At 45.0% G+C, this 22,424-nt stretch carries 20 protein-coding genes; 1 reads left to right on the plus strand and 19 read right to left on the minus strand.

Annotated features, from left to right (window positions below):
- Nucleotide 1: 1 nt before the first annotated feature.
- The 7 genes from secG to BM243_RS04240 all read right to left on the minus strand — a co-directional run bounded on the left by secG (nucleotide 2) and on the right by BM243_RS04240 (nucleotide 7,506).
- Entirely contained in the window at nucleotides 2-232 is a 231-nt protein-coding gene (gene secG, locus BM243_RS04210; RefSeq protein ID WP_031573518.1) for a preprotein translocase subunit SecG, read from the minus strand.
- Nucleotides 233-418: 186 nt separating this feature from the next.
- Nucleotides 419-1,714, minus strand: coding sequence for a phosphopyruvate hydratase (gene eno, locus BM243_RS04215; protein ID WP_031573520.1), 1,296 nt, complete (start codon nucleotides 1,712-1,714; stop codon nucleotides 419-421).
- Between the two features lie 41 nt (nucleotides 1,715-1,755).
- A complete protein-coding gene (gene gpmI, locus BM243_RS04220; RefSeq protein WP_074910738.1) occupies nucleotides 1,756-3,288 on the minus strand; it encodes a 2,3-bisphosphoglycerate-independent phosphoglycerate mutase in 1,533 nt (510 codons plus the stop codon).
- A gap of 85 nt (nucleotides 3,289-3,373) precedes the next feature.
- Entirely contained in the window at nucleotides 3,374-4,120 is a 747-nt protein-coding gene (gene tpiA / locus BM243_RS04225; RefSeq protein ID WP_074910740.1) for a triose-phosphate isomerase, read from the minus strand.
- Between the two features lie 13 nt (nucleotides 4,121-4,133).
- Nucleotides 4,134-5,327: a phosphoglycerate kinase gene (locus BM243_RS04230; RefSeq protein ID WP_074910744.1), complete on the minus strand. Its 1,194-nt coding sequence runs from the start codon at nucleotides 5,325-5,327 to the stop codon at nucleotides 4,134-4,136.
- 85 nt (nucleotides 5,328-5,412) lie between these two features.
- Complete coding sequence (gene gap / locus BM243_RS04235; protein WP_074910747.1) at nucleotides 5,413-6,432, minus strand: type I glyceraldehyde-3-phosphate dehydrogenase; 1,020 nt, start codon at nucleotides 6,430-6,432, stop codon at nucleotides 5,413-5,415.
- 33 nt (nucleotides 6,433-6,465) lie between these two features.
- Nucleotides 6,466-7,506 carry a sugar-binding transcriptional regulator gene (locus tag BM243_RS04240; protein ID WP_074910750.1) on the minus strand — a complete coding sequence of 347 codons (1,041 nt, stop codon included), beginning with the start codon at nucleotides 7,504-7,506 and terminating at the stop codon, nucleotides 6,466-6,468.
- A gap of 361 nt (nucleotides 7,507-7,867) precedes the next feature.
- On the opposite strand from BM243_RS04240, the gene zwf reads away from it, so the two are divergent.
- Nucleotides 7,868-9,343: a glucose-6-phosphate dehydrogenase gene (zwf, locus tag BM243_RS04245; protein ID WP_074910753.1), complete on the plus strand. Its 1,476-nt coding sequence runs from the start codon at nucleotides 7,868-7,870 to the stop codon at nucleotides 9,341-9,343.
- A gap of 61 nt (nucleotides 9,344-9,404) precedes the next feature.
- Here zwf and BM243_RS04250 read toward each other — a convergent pair whose 3' ends face one another.
- The 12 genes from BM243_RS04250 to trxB all read right to left on the minus strand — a co-directional run bounded on the left by BM243_RS04250 (nucleotide 9,405) and on the right by trxB (nucleotide 22,381).
- A complete protein-coding gene (locus BM243_RS04250) occupies nucleotides 9,405-10,292 on the minus strand; it encodes a hypothetical protein (protein WP_074910756.1) in 888 nt (295 codons plus the stop codon).
- 163 nt (nucleotides 10,293-10,455) lie between these two features.
- Nucleotides 10,456-11,106: an NAD(P)-dependent oxidoreductase gene (locus tag BM243_RS04255; protein ID WP_177213454.1), complete on the minus strand. Its 651-nt coding sequence runs from the start codon at nucleotides 11,104-11,106 to the stop codon at nucleotides 10,456-10,458.
- Nucleotides 11,107-11,305: 199 nt separating this feature from the next.
- A complete protein-coding gene (gene carB, locus BM243_RS04260; RefSeq protein WP_074910761.1) occupies nucleotides 11,306-14,506 on the minus strand; it encodes a carbamoyl-phosphate synthase large subunit in 3,201 nt (1,066 codons plus the stop codon).
- Nucleotides 14,499-15,563: a carbamoyl phosphate synthase small subunit gene (locus tag BM243_RS04265; RefSeq protein WP_074910764.1), complete on the minus strand. Its 1,065-nt coding sequence runs from the start codon at nucleotides 15,561-15,563 to the stop codon at nucleotides 14,499-14,501. The genes carB and BM243_RS04265 overlap by 8 nt, the downstream gene beginning before the upstream one ends.
- Nucleotides 15,564-15,571: 8 nt before the next feature.
- Complete coding sequence (gene pyrE / locus BM243_RS04270; protein ID WP_074910767.1) at nucleotides 15,572-16,144, minus strand: orotate phosphoribosyltransferase; 573 nt, start codon at nucleotides 16,142-16,144, stop codon at nucleotides 15,572-15,574.
- A 23-nt stretch (nucleotides 16,145-16,167) separates the two neighbouring features.
- Nucleotides 16,168-17,070, minus strand: a complete 903-nt coding sequence (locus tag BM243_RS04275) for a dihydroorotate dehydrogenase (RefSeq protein ID WP_074910769.1) — start codon at nucleotides 17,068-17,070, stop codon at nucleotides 16,168-16,170.
- Nucleotides 17,063-17,773, minus strand: coding sequence for a dihydroorotate dehydrogenase electron transfer subunit (locus tag BM243_RS04280; protein WP_074910772.1), 711 nt, complete (start codon nucleotides 17,771-17,773; stop codon nucleotides 17,063-17,065). Before BM243_RS04280 ends, BM243_RS04275 begins: the two co-directional genes overlap by 8 nt.
- The gene (pyrF, locus tag BM243_RS04285; protein WP_074910775.1) at nucleotides 17,764-18,618 is read right to left on the minus strand and encodes an orotidine-5'-phosphate decarboxylase; all 855 of its coding nucleotides are present in this window, start codon (nucleotides 18,616-18,618) and stop codon (nucleotides 17,764-17,766) included. Before pyrF ends, BM243_RS04280 begins: the two co-directional genes overlap by 10 nt.
- Nucleotides 18,605-19,756 (minus strand): dihydroorotase, encoded by a 1,152-nt coding sequence (locus tag BM243_RS04290; RefSeq protein WP_074910777.1) that lies wholly within the window; start codon nucleotides 19,754-19,756, stop codon nucleotides 18,605-18,607. The genes pyrF and BM243_RS04290 overlap by 14 nt, the downstream gene beginning before the upstream one ends.
- A 10-nt stretch (nucleotides 19,757-19,766) precedes the next feature.
- Nucleotides 19,767-20,189 (minus strand): aspartate carbamoyltransferase regulatory subunit, encoded by a 423-nt coding sequence (locus BM243_RS04295; protein WP_074910780.1) that lies wholly within the window; start codon nucleotides 20,187-20,189, stop codon nucleotides 19,767-19,769.
- Nucleotides 20,186-21,112, minus strand: a complete 927-nt coding sequence (gene pyrB / locus BM243_RS04300) for an aspartate carbamoyltransferase (RefSeq protein ID WP_074910783.1) — start codon at nucleotides 21,110-21,112, stop codon at nucleotides 20,186-20,188. Before pyrB ends, BM243_RS04295 begins: the two co-directional genes overlap by 4 nt.
- 342 nt (nucleotides 21,113-21,454) lie before the next feature.
- A complete protein-coding gene (gene trxB / locus BM243_RS04305; protein WP_074910785.1) occupies nucleotides 21,455-22,381 on the minus strand; it encodes a thioredoxin-disulfide reductase in 927 nt (308 codons plus the stop codon).
- Nucleotides 22,382-22,424 lie beyond the last annotated feature (43 nt).

Raw genomic sequence — 22,424 nt, forward strand, 5'->3', positions numbered from 1 at the left:
ACTAAATCATATTCATTGCTATGGTATTAATTGCAAACAAGATCGCAGTAATCACAGTAAGCTTTTTCAGGAAAGCTTCCCCGGTTCTTCCACGGTTTTTGCTGAAGAATGAGTCCTGTGAGCTTCCACCTGTAAGACCCTTCAGTCCGTCAGACTTGCTCTGCTGCATTAAGACCAGCGCAATCATAATAATGGCCAGAATAAATTCCACAATAATCAAAACAGTTTCCATACTATCCCTCCTGATTCACTAACATCTTATTCTAGCATACTTCTTCTTCTGCCACAATAAGAGGATACAATTCCATGTGATTTCTCTCTCCTATGATACCATAAAAGTCCTCAACCTCATAGATTTTGCAGAAAATAACAGAGGTGCTTTCAAAAGAAAGCACCTCTGACTATTTACGTTAAAGTACTACTTCTTCAGGTTGAAGAAGCCGTTCAGACCTCTGTACTGAGCTACTTCATCCAGTTCTTCTTCAATTCTGAGAAGCTGGTTGTACTTCGCAACTCTTTCACTTCTGGCAGGAGCACCTGTCTTGATCTGACCTGCATTCAGAGCAACAGCCAAGTCAGCGATGGTTGCATCTTCAGTTTCTCCAGATCTGTGGGAGATAACTGCAGTGTATCCAGCTCTGTTTGCCATTTCAATAGCATCCAGTGTTTCTGTCAGGGAACCAATCTGGTTCAGCTTGATCAGAATGGAGTTTGCAACGCCTCTTTCGATACCCATCTTCAGTCTTTCAACGTTAGTTACGAACAGATCGTCTCCAACAAGCTGAATCTTGCCGCCAAGCTTTTCTGTGATCAGCTTCCAGCCTTCCCAATCTTCTTCAGCCATACCATCTTCAATGGAGATGATTGGATACTTTTCAACCAGTTCAGCATAGTAGTCTACCATTTCAGCTGGTGTAAGCTTTCTGCCTTCACCCTTCAGGTTGTACATACCATCTTCGAAGAACTCAGAGGAAGCTGGGTCCAGAGCAATGAACATATCCTTGCCTGGTGTGAATCCTGCTTTTTCAATGGCTTCGATGATAACCTGAATGGCTTCTTCATTGGAGTTCAGGTTTGGAGCGAATCCACCTTCATCACCAACACCAGTAGCAAGTCCCTTATTCTTCAGAATACCCTTCAGAACATGGTATGTCTGTGAGCACATCTGAATAGCCTGGGAGAAGCTTTCAGCTCCTAAAGGCATAATCATGAATTCCTGAAGATCCACGTTGTTGTCTGCATGGGATCCACCGTTGATGATGTTCATCATTGGCGCTGGAAGTGTCTTAGCGTTCACACCACCGATATACTGGTATAGTGGAAGACCAAGGGATCCTGCTGCTGCCTTAGCTACTGCAAGGGATACTCCTAAGATTGCATTTGCTCCAAGGTTTCCCTTGTTCTTTGTTCCGTCCAGCTCAATCATCAGCTTGTCGATCATTACCTGATCAAATACGTTGAGTCCAATGATTTCAGCAGCGATTGTGTCATTAACATTTTCTACTGCCTTCAGAACACCCTTTCCACCAAACACAGCCTTGTCTCCATCTCTCAGCTCAACAGCCTCGAACATACCAGTGGAAGCACCTGATGGAACAGCTGCACGTCCTACAGTACCATCTTCCAGATATACTTCCACTTCAACAGTTGGGAATGCTCTGGAGTCCAGAATCTGTCTTGCAACAACATCAATAATTTCTACGTAGTTTTTCATGAATGAATTCCTCCTTGGAATCGAATATATTTTTTTGTTGGTTACTTGGTAAGTAGAGATTGCCCTGTCATTTCTACAGGAATCTCAAGACCCATCTCTTCCAGCATGGTAGGCGCTAAATCAGCAAGTTTGCCACCTTCCATGAGTTTCTTCTCTGGATCGTTGGTCACGTAAATAAGAGGTACTGGATTCGTTGTATGGGCAGTCATAGGCCCTCCAGTGACATAATCGATGAGCTGCTCTGCATTACCATGGTCTGCAGTGACAAACACCGTTCCATTCTTTTCAAGAACCTTATCGATGACCCTTTTCATGAATGTATCGATATTTTCCAAAGCGTTCACAACAGCTTCCATGACACCGGTATGACCTACCATATCAGGATTTGCATAGTTTAGGATTACAAGACCGTAGTCTTCATGATCCATGGCCTCGCAAACTTTCTCAGTGATACCTTCTGCACTCATTTCTGGTTTCAGATCATATGTGGCAACCTTTGGTGATGCCACAAGCACACGGTCTTCTCCAGTATTTGGTACTTCCACGCCACCATTGAAGAAGAAAGTTACGTGAGCATACTTTTCAGTCTCAGCAATTCTAAGCTGCTTGATACCATGATCTGCCACATACTTTCCTAATGTGTTGTCGAAATTCGTTGGCAGATAAGCCACATGAACATTCTCCAGTGTGTTGTCATACTGGGTCAGTGTCACATAAGTAAGATCCAGAGTTTCTCTTTCAAAACCTGAGAATACCTTATCATTCAGCGCTCTTGTCATTTCTCTTCCACGGTCAGGTCTGAAGTTGTAGAATATGACCGAATCACCATTCTTGATGGTGGCTGTAGGGTTTCCTTCTGTTCCGATCACAGTAGGCAGCACAAACTCATCTGTCACTCCACCTGCATAAGTATCTACCATGCACGCTTCAGCTGACTCCTTGTATTCTCCCTTGCCATACACAAGAACATTGTAGGCTTTCTCAACCCTCTCCCATCTGTTGTCTCTGTCCATGGCGTAATAGCGTCCACTGATGGTCGCAATCTTCCCAACACCAACCTCTGAAAAATATGCTTCCAGCTCTTTGACAAACTCGATACCGGAGGTTGGGGACACATCTCTGCCGTCCATGAATCCATGGACGTAAACACGGTTTAGACCTTTATCTTTTGCAAGCTTTACCAGTGCTTTGATGTGATCAATGTGGGAGTGGACTCCTCCATTGGATAAAAGCCCAAGAAGGTGAAGATCTCCACCATTCTTAATGGCATTGTCAACAGCAAGATTGAGGTTCTCATTGCTGAAGAAATTTCCTGTCTTGATTTCGTGGGTAATTTTGGTCAGTTCCTGGAAGATGACTCTTCCGGCACCGATGTTCATATGGCCAACTTCTGAGTTTCCCATCTGCCCTTCGGGAAGACCCACCGCAAGGCCTGATGCCTCTATGGTAGTATGAGGATAGTTTTCCCAGTAGTAGTCAAAATTAGGAAGATTTGCAGCTTTTACTGCATTTCCCAGGGTGTTGTCTGTTAAGCCGAATCCGTCCAGGATCATCAGCATTACAGGTTTTTTCATGAATATTCCTCCAGTTTGTCTTTAGATCGCAGGGAAGAATGACTCTTCCCTGCGCTTGGAAGCTTCGCTTCTTCACATCATAGACTTAGAATTTTACAATCTTAGAAAAATCATCTGCCAGAAGACTGGCTCCACCAACAAGTGCGCCATCGATGTCAGACATGCCCATCTGTTCCTTGATGGTGCTTGGCTTCACAGAACCGCCATACTGAATACGTACCGCAGCTGCAATACCAGCTCCATAAAGATTGCCCACCATTTCTCTGATCTGTCCGATGGTCTCATTAGCCTGCTCACTTGTGGCAGTCTTTCCAGTACCAATGGCCCAGATTGGTTCATAAGCAATGACTGTTTCCTTTGCATCTTCAGGGCTTACTTCAAAGAAAGCTTTGTTGATCTGATTTTCAATCACATCCTTGGTGGTTCCATTTTCTCTTTCTTCCAGAGATTCTCCCACACAAAGGATTGGCTTCAGACCATGTCTGTATGCTGTTTTCAGCTTCATGTTCACAGTCTCGTCTGTTTCATTGAAGTACTGTCTTCTTTCAGAATGTCCGATGATGACATATTCCACTCCGAGATCCGTCAGCATTGCAGGTGCAATTTCACCGGTGAATGCGCCTTTCTCTTCGAAATGCATATTCTGTGCACCCACTTTAACATTGGTGCCTTTCAGCTCTTCCACAAGTGCGGGCAGCTGAATGTAAGGAGCGCAGATGACAACATCTGCTTCTGCATCCTTCACCAGTTCCTTCAGTTCTCTTGCAACTTTCACCGCTTCATCCACAGTGTAGTGCATTTTCCAGTTACCAGCAATAATTGGCTTACGCATTATGTCGCCTCCTCTATTTATCGTTCAGGGCTGCAATACCAGGAAGAACCTTGCCTTCCAGGAATTCAAGTGATGCGCCGCCTCCAGTGGAGATGTGGCTCATCTTATCACCAAATCCAAGAATGTTAACTGCCGCAGCAGAGTCTCCTCCACCGATGACTGTAGTCGCATCCGCTTCTGCCATAGCTTCCGCTACTGCGATGGTTCCCTTGGCAAAATTCTCAAATTCGAAGACACCCATTGGCCCGTTCCAGATAACGGTTTTTGCGCCCTTTACCGCATCTGCATAAAGCTTCGCGGACTTTGGTCCAATGTCAAGTCCCATATATCCTTCAGGAATATTCTGGTCTTCTGTCGTTACAGGTTCTGCATCTGCACTGAACTTGTCTGCAACCACGTTATCCACAGGAAGAAGAAGCTCAACGCCTTTTTCTTTGGCTTTGTCCATCATATCCTTCGCATAATCTACTTTATCTTCTTCCAGAAGAGAAGTACCTACAGTATATCCCATAGCCTTCAGGAAGGTGTAGCTCATACCGCCACCAATGATGAGGGTATCCACTTTATCCAGAAGTGCATTGATGACATTAATCTTGTCTGAAACCTTCGCTCCACCAAGAATCGCAACAAATGGTCTTACTGGATTGTTTACCGCTTCTCCCAGGAATTTCAGTTCCTTGTTGATGAGATATCCGGCAACGGCAGTATCCACAAATTTTGTTACCCCTTCTGTGGAGGAATGGGCTCTATGTGCGGTACCGAATGCATCATTCACATACACATCACAAAGCTCGGAAAGATCTTTGGAGAAGGCTTCTCCATTTTTGCTTTCTTCTGCTCTGAATCTGGTATTCTCCAGTAGAACCACGTCTCCGTCATTCATCTCTGAAACTGCTTTACGTGCATTCACGCCTACCACTTCATCGTCTGCTGCAAAAACAACATCCTTCTCAAGAAGTTCTGAAAGCCTCTTGGCTACTGGAGCCAGTGTGAACTTCGCATCTGGTCCCTTTGGTTTTCCAAGATGGGAACAGAGAATGACTCTTCCTCCATTGTCTATGAGATACTTGATGGTTGGCAGTGCGCCTAAGAGTCTGTTTTCATCGGTGATGGTTCCGTCTTTCAGTGGTACGTTGAAGTCGCATCGGACAAGTACTTTCTTGCCGGAAACCTTTATGTCTTCAATGGTCTTTTTATTATAACTCATTCTTTTCACCTCGAATTTTATTACACCTTGAAAAGGTCTGGCCCCATAGCCAAGACTATTCGACCAGACCTTTCTGTTTTAAATGTTACTCAGCGTCTACCTTTGCTGCATAAGCAACCAGGTCTACCAGCTTGTTGGAATAACCCCATTCGTTGTCATACCAGGATACAAGCTTTACAAAGTTGTCGTTCAGGGAAATTCCTGCGTCTGCATCGAAAATACTGGTTCTTGGGTCATGGATGAAGTCTGTGGAAACCACAGCATCTTCTGTGTATCCAAGGATACCCTTCAGTTCATTTTCGGAAGCTTCCTTCACAGCAGCCTTGATTTCTGCATATGTTGCTGGCTTTTCCAGTCTGCAGGTAAGGTCTACAACTGAAACGTTGATGGTAGGAACTCTGAAGGACATACCTGTCAGCTTGCCGTTCAGTTCTGGAATAACCTTTCCTACTGCCTTAGCAGCACCAGTGGATGATGGAATGATGTTAGCAGCTGCAGCTCTTCCACCTCTCCAGTCCTTCTTGGAAGGTCCGTCAACAGTCTTCTGTGTAGCTGTTGTGGAGTGAACAGTAGTCATAAGACCTTCAACAATACCAAACTTGTCGTTGATTACCTTAGCTAGAGGAGCCAGGCAGTTTGTTGTACAAGAAGCATTGGAGATTACTGTCATATCCTTTGTGTAGCTCTTGTTGTTGACGCCCATGACGAACATTGGAGCATCAGCTGAAGGTGCGGAAATAACAACCTTCTTAGCGCCACCCTTCATGTGAGCGGATGCCTTGTCGATGGTGGTGTTGATTCCGGTACATTCAAGAATATACTCAGCTCCTACACTCTTCCAGTCGATGTTTCCAGCTTCCATTTCAGAGAAAATCTTTACAGTTTCTCCATTGACGATGAGGCTGTGGTTAGCTTCGTCCACTTCAACTGTTCCTTTGAACTGTCCGTGTACGGAATCATACTTGATCATGTATACCATGTAGTCTAAATCGATGAATGGATCATTGACTCCTACCACTCTTACTTCTGGATTCTCTAGAGCTGCTCTGAATGCAAGTCTACCAATTCTACCAAAACCATTAACACCTACTAAAACTTCTGCCATTTTTAACTCTCCTCCTAAAATATGTTTATTTATTTAAAACTCAATGTATTGAGATTTTAATATCGATACGATTTTTCTTGCAGCGCCCTCATCTGTAATCAGGACTGCATTGTCATTCTTCAATCGGACTGCCTCAATGGCTTCTGCCTTTGAAGAGCCCCCAGTTACCGCAATAAGATGTCTTACTTTGCTGAAATCATCGAGAGATACGCCTACAGAATTAATCTTCCTGATAACCCTGCCACTCTTCCCGAAATAGGCACCAAAAGCCTCTCCTACAGCACCATCCACAATGAGTTCCGAGATTTCATCCTCCGACAGGCCTCTGCGTTTTGCCATTTTGTCCGCTCTACCAATTCCAAGCACAACAATCTGGGCTTTCCGTATGAGATCCACCACTTCTTTGATCTCACGCTCTTTTAGGAGCACTTCCAGTGACTCACTGCTCAAATTATCCGGCACATTCAGAAGCTTATATCCTGCATTCACTTTCTCAGCTAATGCGGCTACCACATTGTTTGACTGAATATCCAGGATTTTCCCGAGGCTTCCCCGTGCAGGAACGATGAGATTGTCTCTGAAATCCATTTTCGGAAAGCTGGTCACCATTTCTTTGATGGTGCTTCCGCCCGTGAGCGCAATAACATCCTGGCTTCGAATGACACTGGATAAGTATAGTGCTGCCACGTTTCCAAGCTCTCTTTTCACATTCGGATCTTTATCAGAGTCTCCGGGAACCACGATGATTTTTTGATAGCCCAGTTCTCTCTTGAGCACAGTCTCCATATCATCCAAACCTTTGATTTCAGAAACCAGCGCCCTCAGATTATTCAGCATATCAATGCCTTTCTCTGTTAAACTGACACCAGGCAAAGACACATCAATGAAGTCCATGGATTTTAAGAAATCCAGATCTCCACGTACGGTCCGTTCTCCCAGTTCCAGCTTTTGGGACAGGGTTCGTCTTCCAATGGGCTGATGATTGAAGATGGTCCTTAAAATGTTGTAGCGCCTTTCAAGCAGCGCAGTGGCTTCAGGAATTATCTTCTGCTGAATTTTTAAGAAACTATTCACCTGAATTCACCCCTGTACTTTTTTGTCCCACCATATCCATTTTTGTCCCACAGGTACATTATACTCCATACACTCCTATTTTAAAATAGATTTATGTAAAAAAAGAGAAGAATACTGTAAACAAATCATTAACTCTCAGCGCATATTATGAATGGAATTGGAACCCAAGGATTTAATGTGCTTTATCAGAAGTTCCAAACTTGTCATTCATCACGTCCTGGCGTACATATTTGTCCCACTGAGGTTCTGCCATATTATTAGTTCTACTAGCAGCCAACTCTGTGCTATAATAAAACCAATTAAATTTTACACAATCGGAGACTGTGAAGCCTCTTTATCTGAATATCAGGAGGTCCTATATATGACAAATCACGAAAAAAACACGGAACATACAAAAACGACGATGCTGATCTTTGGAGGTACAGGTGACCTGACCCACAGAAAACTGATCCCAGCGCTGTACCAGCTGGAAATCAACGGTTTTCTCCCTAAGGATTTTTCAGTTATTTCCATTGGGCGCAGAGACAAAACATCAGATGAATACCGTAGTGAGATTCTGGAATCCACCAAGAAGTTTTCTTCGAGAAACTTTGAAGAAGAGAGTTATGAGGAGTTTTCTAAAAAGGTATCCTATTTCAAATTGAAATTTGAAGATGCAGAAGACTACAAAGAGTTGAAGAACCTCCTCGAGCAGTCCGGAAAGGACGAAAACAAAGAAAACAGCTATCTCTTTTATCTGGCAGTTTCTCCGGATTACTTCAGCGAAATCGTACACCAGCTGGAGAACAGCGGTATTAGAACAATGGACTCAGCATGGCAGAGACTTGTCATCGAAAAACCTTTCGGGCAGGATCTTTCCAGCGCTGAAAAACTCAACGCTTCCATTTCTGAAGTGTTCGAAGAAAAAGACATATATCGAATCGATCATTATGTGGCAAAAGAAATGATCCAGAACACCCATATGCTGAGATTCCAGAACGCAATCTTTGAATCAATCTGGAACAGGCACCACATAAACAATGTTCAAATCACCGTACTCGAAAAGGAAGGAGTGGGCACTCGAGGAGGATACTATGACCATACAGGTGCACTGAGGGATATGGTTCAGAACCATTTGCTGCAGCTTTTGGCAGTCACTGCAATGGAACCCCCAAAATCACTGGATGCGGATGATGTGCGGAATGAAAAAGTCAAAGTCTTTGAAAAACTGGTCCCTTTCCAGCCTGATACTCTAAACGAGCAGCTGATTCTTGGCCAGTATTCCGGATACAAAAAAGAAGACAAGGTCTCAGCGTCCTCTCAGACAGAAACACTGGTGGCCACAAAGGTCTACATTGACAATGAGCGGTGGCAAGGTGTACCTTTCTACCTTCTTACTGGAAAGGCTTTAAAGAACAAAACCGCTCAGATCACCATAGAGTTTAAGAAAAGCACTCTATATGGTGAAGAAAAGGACAGTGAGCCGAATATTCTAGAAATCAAAATCCAGCCTGATGAGGGCATCACCCTTCATCTTAATGTGAAGAAACCTGGCGTAGTGGATCAGATGGCCATGGTGGAAATGGATTACTGCCAAAGCTGTCTCTATCTGTTCAACTCTCCTGATTCATATGAAAAACTCATTCTGGATGCGCTTCATGGAGACTCCACTCTCTTCACCAGATGGGATGAGCTTCAGCTCACCTGGAAATACGTTGATGCCATATTCAGCACTTTAGGCGAGGATCGCACCTCATATCTGGAATCCTATGAGAGGGAGTCCAACGGCCCTGAATCCTTGGATACCTTCATACATTCGGGCGCCAGAAAATGGTGGTACCGGAATCGGGAATACTAGACAAAATAAAACAGCTGCACGAAGCAGCTGTTTTATTTTATCCGCTATTTTCTCTACAAGTCTAGTGTAATGTAAGTTCAGGCATAGAGGTCGTGGTCACTACAGGTTCACCATCCTTGTGGGAGAATTCAGCAAAGTCATACCGATACGTAAACCCAAGTTTATCTTTCATGACCACTGCAAGGCGAATCTGATCCAGCTTTGTCGCTTTCACAGAAAGGCTTCCCACTCCTCCTTCATAAACTAGAGCATCAGGAATATCCGTGTCTGATTTGGAAAGATCTCCCCGCTCCATGACTACCCCATTCTTTTCCAGGATGTACTCCGAGCGCACAAGCTCCCAATCTTTTTTCGCAGAAATCATCAGTTCTGTGCTGAAGGACAAATTGAGCTCTTCTCTTTCGCCGTTATAGGTGGAGTTAAAATCCAGCAGATTGAATGAAGTGTCTGCAATGTATGTCTTATAAAGTTCAAGCTCATTGACAAGATTCTCAATCCGCTTCTCTCCATACTTCTCCACCATAAGATCAATGCGAATAGGCTCCAGAACATTGACTTCCCGGTCAACCGAATATGTGGTGTCATTCAGCAGATGTGCCTCCATCAGCACAGCCTCCTGGTCTCCTGATTCAATGGAAGCGTAGACCCTGGCACTTGAATCCATGGATCTTAGTTTGAACTCTATATGAAGAAGGGCGGTTTTCTCCTCTTCATCCACCAGCTCAGATATTGTCCAGTTGACATCCTCTAATATGGATTCCACATGACCACCGACCTTCATGGCGTCTTCCACCAGAGTGTCGATGTTGTCCTCCAGATATTTAATCCGATTGGTATTGATGTTCACTTGTTTATTCGCGCTCCAGACGACCTGAAGCAGCACCAAATTAATTAGAATAGAAATCCCCAGAAAAACCGACACACCAGTCAGAATATGCTTATATCGCATGTTTTGCCCCCTTGTCCCATACGCTGCCCAAAGCGTACAGTCTCATTCTGTCCATCATATACTGCAATAATTCAAGATCATCATAGATTATCATCTGATTCTTCCATTATTTTAGCTGATTTTTGTCAGTAATTCTACCAATTTCTTATAATATGCTTAATTTTTAATAAGAAACTGTTATTCTTTGATTTTTATAGGTGTCATCCTCAATGAGATCTACAACTGCAGAGGCAAAATCCTCCATGCTGATGAAGGATCTCCCTTGTTCATCCATGAGAAGGTGATCATCCGCACCGATTCTGTACTTTCCTGTTTTCTCATCCGCTTCAATGGTTTCCGCGGGACTGACATTAATCCAATCGAACTTCTTTCCTTCCAGGCTTTTATAAATGTCCAACGCTCTTTTGTGAATATCAGATATTGGCTTCACGAAATCAGGAAACCCTTCTTTTTCCATGAGCATTTTTCCGTCGGGTAGAAGAAGACTTCCTGCGCCACCTACGGTGATCAGCTTCTTTACAGCTGCCTTTTCTGCCACTTTAATCAGATTCTCCGTGGCGGTGAGAAAACTCTCAAGATCATGGGGATCCGGACTGATGGCGCTGATGAGCACCTCATTTTCCAGTGCCATCACATGTCCTGAAATCACTTTCTCGTTCATAATGTCACCCTCACATCCGATGATCAGTGTGCTTCCGGGCAGATCAAAAGCATTTCTTGAAATCGCTGTGATGACATAACTTCTTTCGATAAGTTCCATAAGAATTCTGGACCCTATTTTTCCTGTGGCACCGAGTATTGCAATCTTTTCCATATTTTCCTCCATTTAACCTGCATAAGCTGCAGCGTAATTTAAATTTTACACAATTATATTGTAAGGCATTTTTATCATCTTAGCAAATACAGCAGACTCATTATGTCAGATTTCCTGTAGAGTTTCTTTGATATGGGTCAAAAATGAAAAGAGAAAGGTCTCCCTTTCTCTCGGTTTTCCCTTCTCTCTTTCTCTTTTGTTATAACTTATAGAGGCTTATGGACGTTCTTTCAATATCCATGGACAGGATACGAAGATACGCAGACATCTTATCTAAACTTGTCATCAGTTCCACCTTTGACTCTATCGCTGCTCTTCTGATTCTAAAGCCATCTCGTTTCACATCATTTCCTTTGGTAGGTGTATTGAGAATCATGTCCAGTTTCTGCTGCTCGATGAGATCCAGGATAGATGGTTTTTCTTCGTCCAGTTTATGAACAAGCTCTGATTCAATTCCCCATTCATAAAGTTTTCTTCTGGTACCCTCGGTTGCGTAAAAATGGAATCCAAGAGTCTTCATCATTCTGGCCAGAGGCTCAAACTTCTCCTTGTCCGTATCTCCAAGGGTGACCGCAATGTTTTTTCTTTCAGTCCTCAACTTGATGCCAGCCCCCAGAAATCCTTTATACAGAGCTTCCTCCAAGGTATGGCCAGCGCCGAGCACTTCTCCGGTGGAACGCATCTCCGGTCCTAGGGAAGCCTCCACTTGGGGTAGCTTCTCAGTAGAAAACACTGGCACTTTTACCGTGGAGCCTTCAATCTCCTTATAAAGATCTATACCGTATGGCATCTCTCTCAGTTTTCTGCCCAGCATCACTTCCGTGGCAATGGCTATGACCGGAAGACCTGTAACTTTTGTCATAAAAGGCACAGTCCTGCTGGCTCTAGGATTTACTTCAATGATGTAAAGCTCCTCTCCTTTTACGATGAACTGCAGATTCATCATCCCCACGATGTTCAACGCCTTGGATAAAGTTCTCACCACTTGAAGAACCCTTTCTTTCATCTCGAAAGACACATTTACCGGCGGATAGATGCTGACACTGTCTCCTGAATGGACGCCTGCATGCTCCAGATGTTCCATGATTCCTGGCACAAGAATATCTTCCCCGTCACATATGGCATCCACCTCCAGCTCCATCCCATCAATATACTGATCAATGAGCACCGGTGTCTTCTGATCTTTCCTAAAGGCATTCTTCAAGTAATAGTTCAGTTCCTCTTCTTCATGGCAGATTTCCATTCCCTGTCCTCCCAGGACATAAGAAGGCCGAACTAAGACAGGATATCCTGCTTCCCGTGCAAAGGCCTCTCCCTGCTCCACAGCCCAGACTCCTTTTCCTACTGGCCGTTTAATGCCATACTGCTCCAGTATCGCCTCAAACTTCTCTCTGTCCTCTGCAGCATCAATGGCTTCGGGTGCTGTACCTAAGATCGGCACATTTTTCTCCAGAAGGAATTTTGACAGTTTCACTGCGGTCTGTCCACCAAATTGGAGGATCACTCCTTCAGGTTGTTCCAGGGCAATGATATTAAAGACTTCTTCTTCCGTTAATGGTTCGAAATAGAGTTTGTCCGAAATATTGAAGTCCGTACTGACTGTTTCTGGATTGCTGTTCACAAGAATTGTTTCATAGTTGAGGTTCTTTAACGCTTTTATGGCATGAACACTGGAATAGTCAAACTCAATGCCCTGACCGATGCGGATGGGACCAGAACCAATGACCATGATTTTCTTTCTTCCCGACGGCACTGATTCTGTCACCTGATCATACGTGGAGTAGTAATAGGGCGTTCTTGCATCGAATTCTCCTGCGCAGGTATCCACCATTTTATAGGCGGGGTGAATGTTCCACATCATTCTCATCTCAAAAATCTCATTGGGTGAGGTCTTTACAAGATCTCCAATCCCTTTGTCAGAAAACCCTTTCTGCTTGAGATTTCTCAGAATCTCCTCGGTGATGTTCTCCTTTTTCATGGATTCCAGCTGCTGCTCTAGTTTTACTATCCCTTGGATCTTATGGAGAAAATACCGGTCAATTCCAGTCTCCTGAGAGAGCTTCAGTATATGCATCCCTCTTCGTAAAAGCTCTGCCAGATAAAAAATCCGTTCATCATTGGGATACATCACTTTTTCCTTTAATGTGAGAAAGCTCATATTTCTTGCTTCCTCATGGCGGAGTGCGTACTTCTTGATTTCCAGAGACCGCAGTCCTTTCAGCAGAGCACTTTCAAAACTGTTGCCGATGGACATGATTTCTCCTGTGGCCATCATCTTCGTACCCAGCTTCCGGTCTGCAGTATAGAACTTATCAAAGGGCCATTTGGGGATCTTCACCACCACATAGTCCAGAGAGGGTTCGAAGGCCGCTGTGGTTTTTTCTGTCACAGCATTGGGGATTTCATGGAGATGATACCCCAGCGCAATCTTCGCTGCAACCTTTGCAATGGGATATCCGGTAGCCTTGGATGCAAGAGCGGATGATCTGCTCACCCTTGGATTGATTTCTATCACCGCATACTGAAAACTATGGGGGTCTAACGCAAACTGCACATTGCATCCGCCTTCGATACCCACGGCATCCACGATATGAAGCGCTGAACTTCGTAGCATCTGGAGTTCTTTGTCTGTAAGCGTCTGAGCTGGGGCCACGACGATGGAGTCTCCTGTATGAATCCCAACGGGATCCATATTTTCCATGCTGCAGACTGCGATGGCGGTACCATTACTGTCTCGCATGACTTCGAACTCGATTTCTTTCCATCCTTTCACAGATTTTTCCAGAAGAACCTGATGCACACGGCTCAGCATAAGACCTTTTTCTGCCGTTAGAAGAAGCTCCTCCTCATTTTCTGCTATGCCTCCTCCAGTGCCCCCCAATGTATAGGCCGGTCTAACCACGATAGGAAACTTCAGCATTTTCGCCGCTTCTTTCACCTCAGAAAGGTCGGAAGCAATGAGGCTCTCCACCACCGGTTCTCCGATCTCTTCCATGAGATTTCTGAAAAGCTCCCGGTCTTCTCCTTTTCTTATGGAGTCGATGGATGTGCCTAGAACTTCCACCCCATGGGCTTCCAGTACACCAAGATCATATAATTCCAGCGCCAGATTCAGTCCTGTCTGCCCTCCCATGCCTGGAAGGAGCCCCTGGGGTTTTTCATTTTCAATGATTCTCGTAACAACCTCCACCGTCAATGGTTCCACGTAGACGATATCCGCCGTTTCCTTGTCTGTCATGATGGTTGCAGGATTGGAGTTCACAAGCACAACTTCCATTCCTTCTTCCCGGAGACTTTGACAAGCCTGGGCACCTGAGTAGTCAAACTCAGCTCCCTGCCCGATGACAATGGGTCCAGAACCCAGGACAAGCACTTTTTTCAGATATTCTTTCTTAGGCATTCTCTCTCTCCTTTTCCATCTCCAGCATCTGGTCAAAAATCACGCCTGCATCAGATGGCCCCGGAGATGCCTCCGGATGAAACTGCACACTTCGCACCCGCAGCTTTTCTTCACAAATCCCTTCTACAGTGCCATCTTGAAGGCTTCTATGGGTAACAGATACCCCTTCTGGCAGCACCGTCACCACATAACCATGATTCTGACTGGTGATGAAGACCTTGCCGGTTTCCAGGTCTTCTACCGGATGATTGGCGCCACGATGACCATAAAGAAGCTTTTCCGTTTTTCCACCCAAGGCAAGGGACAGTAGCTGATGTCCAAGGCATATGCCCAGCAGCGGCACTTTCCCCATGAGCTTTTTCACTTCCTGTAGAATCTCCTGGTAGGACTCCGGGTCTCCTGGGCCATTGGACAGGAGAACTTTATCCGGACGCTCCGAAAGTATGACTTCTGCACTGGTATCCGCAGGAAAAACTGTGACTGTCCAGTCTCTTTTCACAATCTCCTCCAGGATCCCCCTTTTGATGCCAAAATCCATCACAGCTACATGATGTTTCCCGCTTCCAAGGGTATACCGCTCTTTGGTGGTCACCGCAAGGGCTGGCTTCACATTGTCAAAACTTTGGAGCTTTTTTCGAATTTCCGTAGCAGTCTGTCTTCTTTCAGATAAAAGCCCTTTCATGGTGCCATGTTCCCGAAGAACTCTGGTCAGGGCTCTGGTATCCACAGATTCCATTCCAGGAACTCTGTGATGCTCCAGAAAATCTGGAAGGGGAATCTCACACCGGAAACCTGATGGTTCTTTTACTGCCTCCCGGACAATGAGCGCTTTCAGCTTAGGTCCATCGGACTGTAGATCTTCCAGGGTGATTCCGTAATTTCCCACCAGGGGCTGCGTGAGCACAACCATCTGTCCATGGTAGGAAGGGTCTGAGAGCAGCTCCTCGTATCCAGTCATCCCTGTATGAAAAACCACCTCTCCTATGGTTTCTTTCATCTCACCAAAAGACTGACCTTCGAAAACCATCCCGTTTTCCAAATGTAGAAAATTTTTCATGCTTCCTCCTAAAATATGGTTCTGCTTCCGGGTTTCACAACTTCCATTCCACTTCTGCAAAGGGGACAGTCCTCTTTTTCATAGGTGCTGAACTGATAGGACACAGCACTGATCACAGGCAGATCCTCCAGCATGCTTTCTCCTCTCCGGTCGATGATGGATGCCACTGCAACCACCTCTGCACCATAGGCCTCCAGAACCTTCCGGGTTTCCAGTGTAGATTTCCCTGTGGTAAGCACATCTTCAGAGATGACCACCTTATCGCCTTTGTTCAGTTCAAACCCTCTGCGAAGACTCATGACTCCATCAGTTCTTTCAGTAAAAATGGCTTCAATCCCCAGCTGTCTGCCAAGTTCATAAGCGACCAGAATCCCTCCCATGGCTGGTCCTACAATTTTGTCTATCTTCATTTCTTTCAGTTTCTCTGCCACAGGCTTCAGGATCACTTCTGCTTTATCAGGGAATCTCAGCACTTTCGCACATTGCACATATCCTCCGCTGTGTTTTCCAGATGACAGCAGAAAATGTCCACTGAGCACCGCCCCAGTTTCTGCCAGTATTTCTTTAATCTTTTCTTCCATTTTCCATTCCTCCCACATTCTCTTTACACGATGCCTCGAATTTCTCCAATGTTCATCAGGTTTTCTTTTTCACAGTATCTTTCTAGATCTTCCACCATTTCTTTTCCCAAATATGGATTTACAAACTGTCCTGTTCCAATCATCACTGCAGCAGCACCAGCCATGAGAAAGGAGAGGGCGTCTTTATAAGATGCAATGCCGCCCATTCCCACCACAGGAACTTTTACAGCCTTTGCCGCCTGATGCACCATTCTTAATGCAATGGGTCTTACCGCTGGCCCTGAAAGACCCGCATAGGTCTGATCAAACACCGCTTTTTTTCTATCCACATCAATGGCCATTCCCTGCACTGTATTAATCAGCGAAATCGCATCGGCTCCAGCCTCTTCACAAGCCTTTGCCATGTCCCCGATATGAGTCACATTGGGAGAGAGCTTTACCATAAGTTTATGTTTTGTGGCTTTTCTCACCGCTCTTGTTACTTTTTCTGCGCTCTTTGGATCCACCCCAAAAGCCATTCCACCTTCTTTCACATTGGGGCAGGAGATGTTCAGCTCCAGCACATCAATGTCCGCTTCATTAAGAAGTCTGGCCCCTTCCACATACTCTTCCAGCGTGTTTCCCCCCAGATTCACCACAAGCAGAGAGTCAATGGCTCTCATTCTCTTGTATTCTTCCTCAAGGAATCTTCCTACAGATGGATTCTCAAGTCCAATACTGTTCAGAATTCCAGAAGGTGTTTCCCAGATCCGGATTCCTGAATTTCCTTCTTTGGGGAAAAGCGTGAGTCCTTTACTCGATATGCCCCCCAGGAGACTGGGGTCATAAAAGGAGCGAAACTCCTCTCCATACCCGAATGTTCCTGATGCTGCAGTGATGGGATTCTTCATGGTAAACCCTAAAAACTCTGTCTCCAGCCTATTCATAGAATACCTCCTCACCGGGGAATACCGGACCTTCTTTACACACTCTTTTGTTTCCTTCCTTTGTCTTGCAGGTGCAGCCAAGACAAGCTCCTACGCCGCAGGCCATATGTTTTTCCAAGGAGACGAAGACAGGCTTCCCAAACTCTTTGCCGTGGCTGGAGACTCTTCTCATCATCACCTCAGGTCCACAGGTGTAAAACACATCATGCTTTTCATAGTCCACTTCTTCTGAAACATAACCTCCGAAATTTAAGATGAGCGGAAGATTCAGTTCTTTGAAAACATCTACCACAGCATTTTCCTTCTGGAATCCGAGATACAGTGTAATCTCTTGATCCGGATTCAATTCTCTCATGCGTTTTGCCGTATAGAAAAGTGGTGCTGCTCCCATACCACCCCCCACCAGGGCAACATTCAGGCCTTCTGGGGTCAGATCAAATCCTTTGCCGAAAGGGCCGTAGAGGTCAAGCTCCATCCCCTGAGAAAGCCTTGAAAACTCTTTGGTTCCTTCTCCGATGACTTTATAAAGAAATGAGATGCTGTCTTCCTGAACATCAAAAATACTAAGAGGTCTCGACAGTAACGGAAAGCTTCCTGCGCTTCTTATCATAAAAAACTGACCAGGTTCTGCCTTTCCTTCATACTGTGCAGAAAGAAGATACATCTCGTCGCCAAGAAATCTGTTTTCAAGAATTACTGCCATCCGATCAGATCCTCCTTCATAAGAAGAGCTGCTTCACGGGCGAAGGAAGTAAAATCCATTCCTTCAGTTTTCCCTACATGAGCAGCGATGATTCCCCTGGAAGAGTTCACCACACCATTGATTCTTTTTTGGAACACAGGTCTTAAATCCTCTCCTCTTCCTCCTTGGGCACCATACCCTGGAATCAGGAAGAACATATTCGGGTAAAGCTCTGAGAGTTTTTCAAACTCCTTTGGATAAGTCAGCCCTGCCACAGCGCCCACCGCACTGAAACCTGAAGCGCCCTGATAAGGTCTGCCCCATTTCTCCAGAAGATCCCCCATATGGAGATACAGCTCTTTCTCGCCTGAAATGAGTTCCTGAAGATCCCCTGCACTCTCATTGGAGGTGTGGAGAAGTACAAAAATCCCTTTCTCCTTCTCCGTCATATATGGATAGAACGGAGATACCGCATCTTCCCCCATATAGGCATTCACTGTGACGATGTCTGCTTCAAACTCCCCTGTCAGATGGGCTTTGGCATATTCTGACTGCGTAGCGAGAATATCTCCTCTTTTGATGTCTCCGATGGATAGAATATTCTTCTCTCTCAGATATGCCAGGGTTTCTTTGTATGCGACCAGTCCTTCCAGCCCCAGTGCTTCATAGTAGGCAATCTGGAGTTTGAAACAGGCAGCCAGATCCTCCGTATGATCGATGATCTGCTTATTGAAGTAAAAAATCTTTTCGGATAAGGACCAGTCCTTCTCTTTCAGTTCTCTTGGCAGGTAACTTAAGGAAGTGTCCAGTCCCACACAAATGGGGCTTTTTTCCAGCGCCTCTTTTTGAAGTCTATCGATGATCATAATATAGTTCTCCTCTCTTCATGGTCATTTTCACCTGACCTAATACTCTTCTCCCAGCAAAGGGTGTGTTTTTTCCCCGGGAGATCAATTCATCCGGATTGATCTCTGTGATTTTATGAAGATCCACCAGAACCAGATTGGCCTCGCTTCCTTTTTCGAAAGACCCCATTGGCAAACCCAGTTTTTTTGCTGGATTCTCACTTAAGAGCTCCACCAGCTTGGATACTGAAAGATCATTTTCCTGGAAGACGGTATGATACATGGAAAATGCATATTCAATGTTGGATAAGCCCGGCATACCTTCCAGCTTGTCCTTTGCCGTATGTGGGGCGTGATCTGTGGCTAAGTGATCTATGGTGCCGTCTTTGATCCCTTCTATGAGTGCAGCCACATCTTCTTCCCTGGCGAATGGCGGATGAACTTTATAAGGAATGCTGTGTGCAAAAAGGTGGTGGGGCGTGACTTCACAGGTGACTTTAATTCCCTGCCTTTTTGCTGTTCGTATCAGATCCACTGTTTCTTTTTCCGATACATGACATATATGGAGATTTCCACCAATCCTGCTGTTCAGTTCCAAGTATTTTCTGGTATACTCTGCCTCGGGCTCACAGTGGCAGGACACCGTGAAATCCAGTTCTTTGGAGTATTCCAGAGCTTTTTTCATGGCTTCCATAGAGTCCAGGTTCTTCCCGTCATTTGAGAACATAGTGGTCACTGAGCGCAAGGACTGAAAATCAACCAGTGCATTCTCAGTATTTTGAAACGCCTCTGTCACCGCGGCAACCTGAGTCAGATCGCATAATGAGAGCTGCTTTGCTTTCTCAAGATTTCTTATCACTTTTTCTTTCGAATCGGTGACAGGTTTCGTATTGGCCATGGCGGTAAGGTGTACGAATCCACCTTTCAGTGCGGCACGCATGCCTGACTCCATATCTTCCTTCTCTGGAAATCCAGGTTCTCTCAGATGGGTATGAAGATCCACAAAAGCGGGCAGAAGCGCGTATCCCTTCCCATCTATCACGTGCTCTCCCAGAGGAAACTGTTCTGGCAGTACCTCCTTAATGAGTCCATTCTCAATCACCAGGCTGCCTCTCAGTTCTCTATGGGCATCAATCATAATCACATTGGTTATTATCATATCTGTCTCCTTATAAGCTGGTATACGTATCGCAGTAGCTGCATCGGTACATTTTTTTCTCCACACTGCTGAGAAAGAAGTCCGGATATGGAATCTCCTCCTGATGCGTGATGCACCTTGGATTCTTGCATTTCATGATTCCTGTGACTTTCTCCGGCAGTGTGAGCTTGATTTTATTTACCCGCATCCCGTCTTCGATGTAGTTCACTGTGATATTGGGATCCAAAAGACCAAGAACTGTCAGGTCTATGCATAAATCTGTCTCGATCTTAATCAGGTCCTTCTTTCCCATCTTGTCACTGGGCACGTTCTGCAGAAGCACTACAACCTCTTCGATATCCATGAGCCCCAGCTCCCGATAGATCCGGAATCCACATCCATTTCTGATATGGTCTAGTACGATACCTTTTTTGATGTCAGATACATTGATCATGAAATCTCCCCCTTTTCCAGTAAAGTCATTATTAAAGCCATTCTCACATACATGCCAAGTTTAGCCTGCTGAAAGTACACAGCTCTCGGATCGGAATCCACATCCGTTGAGATCTCCATGACTCTTGGAAGAGGATGCATTACTATGAGCTCTTTTTTTGCTTTTCGAAGTTTGTCTTTAGACAGCACATAGAAATCTTTCAGCCGTTCATATTCCTCCGCACTGAAGAACCGTTCTTTCTGAACTCTTGACATATAGTGCACATCGGCTTCGGTTAACGCATCCTCCAGACTCTCCATTTCCACATAGGTGTCTGCAGACAAAGAGTCCTTGATGTACTCTGGCATTCTCAGCTCCTTAGGCGAAACAAAAAGAAATTTGATTTCTGGATACCTGCTCAGAGCTTTCACCAAAGAATGTATGGTCCTTCCAAAGAGCAGATCCCCACAGACAGCTACTACCATATGATCCAGCCTCTTTTTATAGCTGCGGATGGTCATAAGGTCTGTCAGTGTCTGAGTGGGATGCTGGTGTCCTCCATCTCCGGCATTGATCAGCGGCATGGCTTTCAGATACTGGGAAGCAAGTTTTGCAGCACCCTCTTTAGGATGTCTCATCACTGCCACATCTGCATAACACTCCACGGTTTTTAATGTGTCACCCAGACTCTCCCCTTTCGCCACCGAGGATCCGCTTGGGTCATCAAATCCTATGACTTCTCCCCCAAGTCTTAACATTGCAGCTTCAAAACTGAATCGGGTTCTGGTGGAAGGCTCGTAAAAAAGACTGGCTAAAAGATTTCCTTTGCACACATCCAAATACTTTTCTGGATGCTGCTGAATCTTCTCTGCCAGCCCAAAGAGCCTTTCAAGCTCTTCCATATTAAAATCCTGTGAGTCCAATAGATGCCTTGCCTTGTTCATTTTGTCCACTTCCTTTTATAAAAAATTCCATGAAAAAAGCCTTCCCGATAATTGGGAAGGCATCTACTTACGAATATACTCAGCAAGAATATTCACTCCTGCTAAAAATGAAAGGTGACTTGCCTGTATTTTATCCTGTGAATAAAATACACCTGTCTCCTTCAATAATTCATACCTTCCTGATCTCTCGTATCAGATTAAAAGTAGTTTTTTCATTTCCCCCATTCTACTGGAGATGGGTCTCTCTTGTCAAGGATTCTACTGCAAAAAAATATTATGTGCAGAAAAAGAACAGAATAAAAGGAGGTGCTTACCTTGGCAAGCACCTTCTTAACAGCTCACTTATTCCGCTTCGCCAAGGTATTTCTCACAGGATATCGCTGCCACTGCACCATCTGCCGCTGCGGTAACTACCTGTCTTATGGTGGTTTCTCTGATATCCCCTGCTGCAAAGACACCAGGCACATCGGTTCTCATATAAACATCAGTGATGATTTCACCAAACTCATTCATTTTGATCTTTCCCTGGAAAAGATCTGATATGGGCTTATATCCTACAAAAACAAACACGCCTTCCACCTGAAGATCTGATTGTTCTCCTGTCAGCACATTCTTCAGTCTAAGACCGGTCAGAAGGCCTTTTTCCTCCGTTGCTTCTTCCACAACAGAATCCAGGATGAATTCAATCTTCTCATTTGCCTTCGCTTTATCCACCAGATACTGAGCCGCTCTAAACCCTTGTCTGCGGTGTATGATGGTCACTTTTGATGCAAATTTTGTCAGATACAGTGCTTCCTGCAGTGCAGAATCACCACCGCCAATGACTGCAATGGGGAAATCCGTATAGAAATCCGCGTCACAGGTGGCGCAATAGGATACACCTCTGCCTCTCAGCTCTTTCTCCCCTTTGAATCCAACCATCTTAGGTTCTGCACCTGTAGCGATGATGACCGTTTTGGCCTGATACTCGCCTTTGGCAGTCTTGATCACCTTGATTTTCTCATCCAGCTGCACATCTATAATATCTTCTTTGATAAAATTCGTTCCAAAAGCTGCTGCCTGCTTTCTCATCTTTTCAGAAAGTTCCGGACCTGTGATCCCGATATCTGTTCCAGGATAATTGTCCACTTCAAATGTGGTTGCTACCTGTCCACCATAAGTTGCCTTCTCAATGAGTAAAGTGTCCAGTTTCCCTCTGCCTGCATACAAAGCAGCAGAAAGACCTGCAGGGCCTCCCCCCAAAATGATGGTATCGTAAATATGTGTCATAATGATCCTCCCCATGAATTCTCTTGTTCTATCATAATATAGA

This window comes from Proteiniclasticum ruminis (genome assembly GCF_900115135.1).
GTDB classification, from domain to species: domain Bacteria; phylum Bacillota; class Clostridia; order Clostridiales; family Clostridiaceae; genus Proteiniclasticum; species Proteiniclasticum ruminis_A.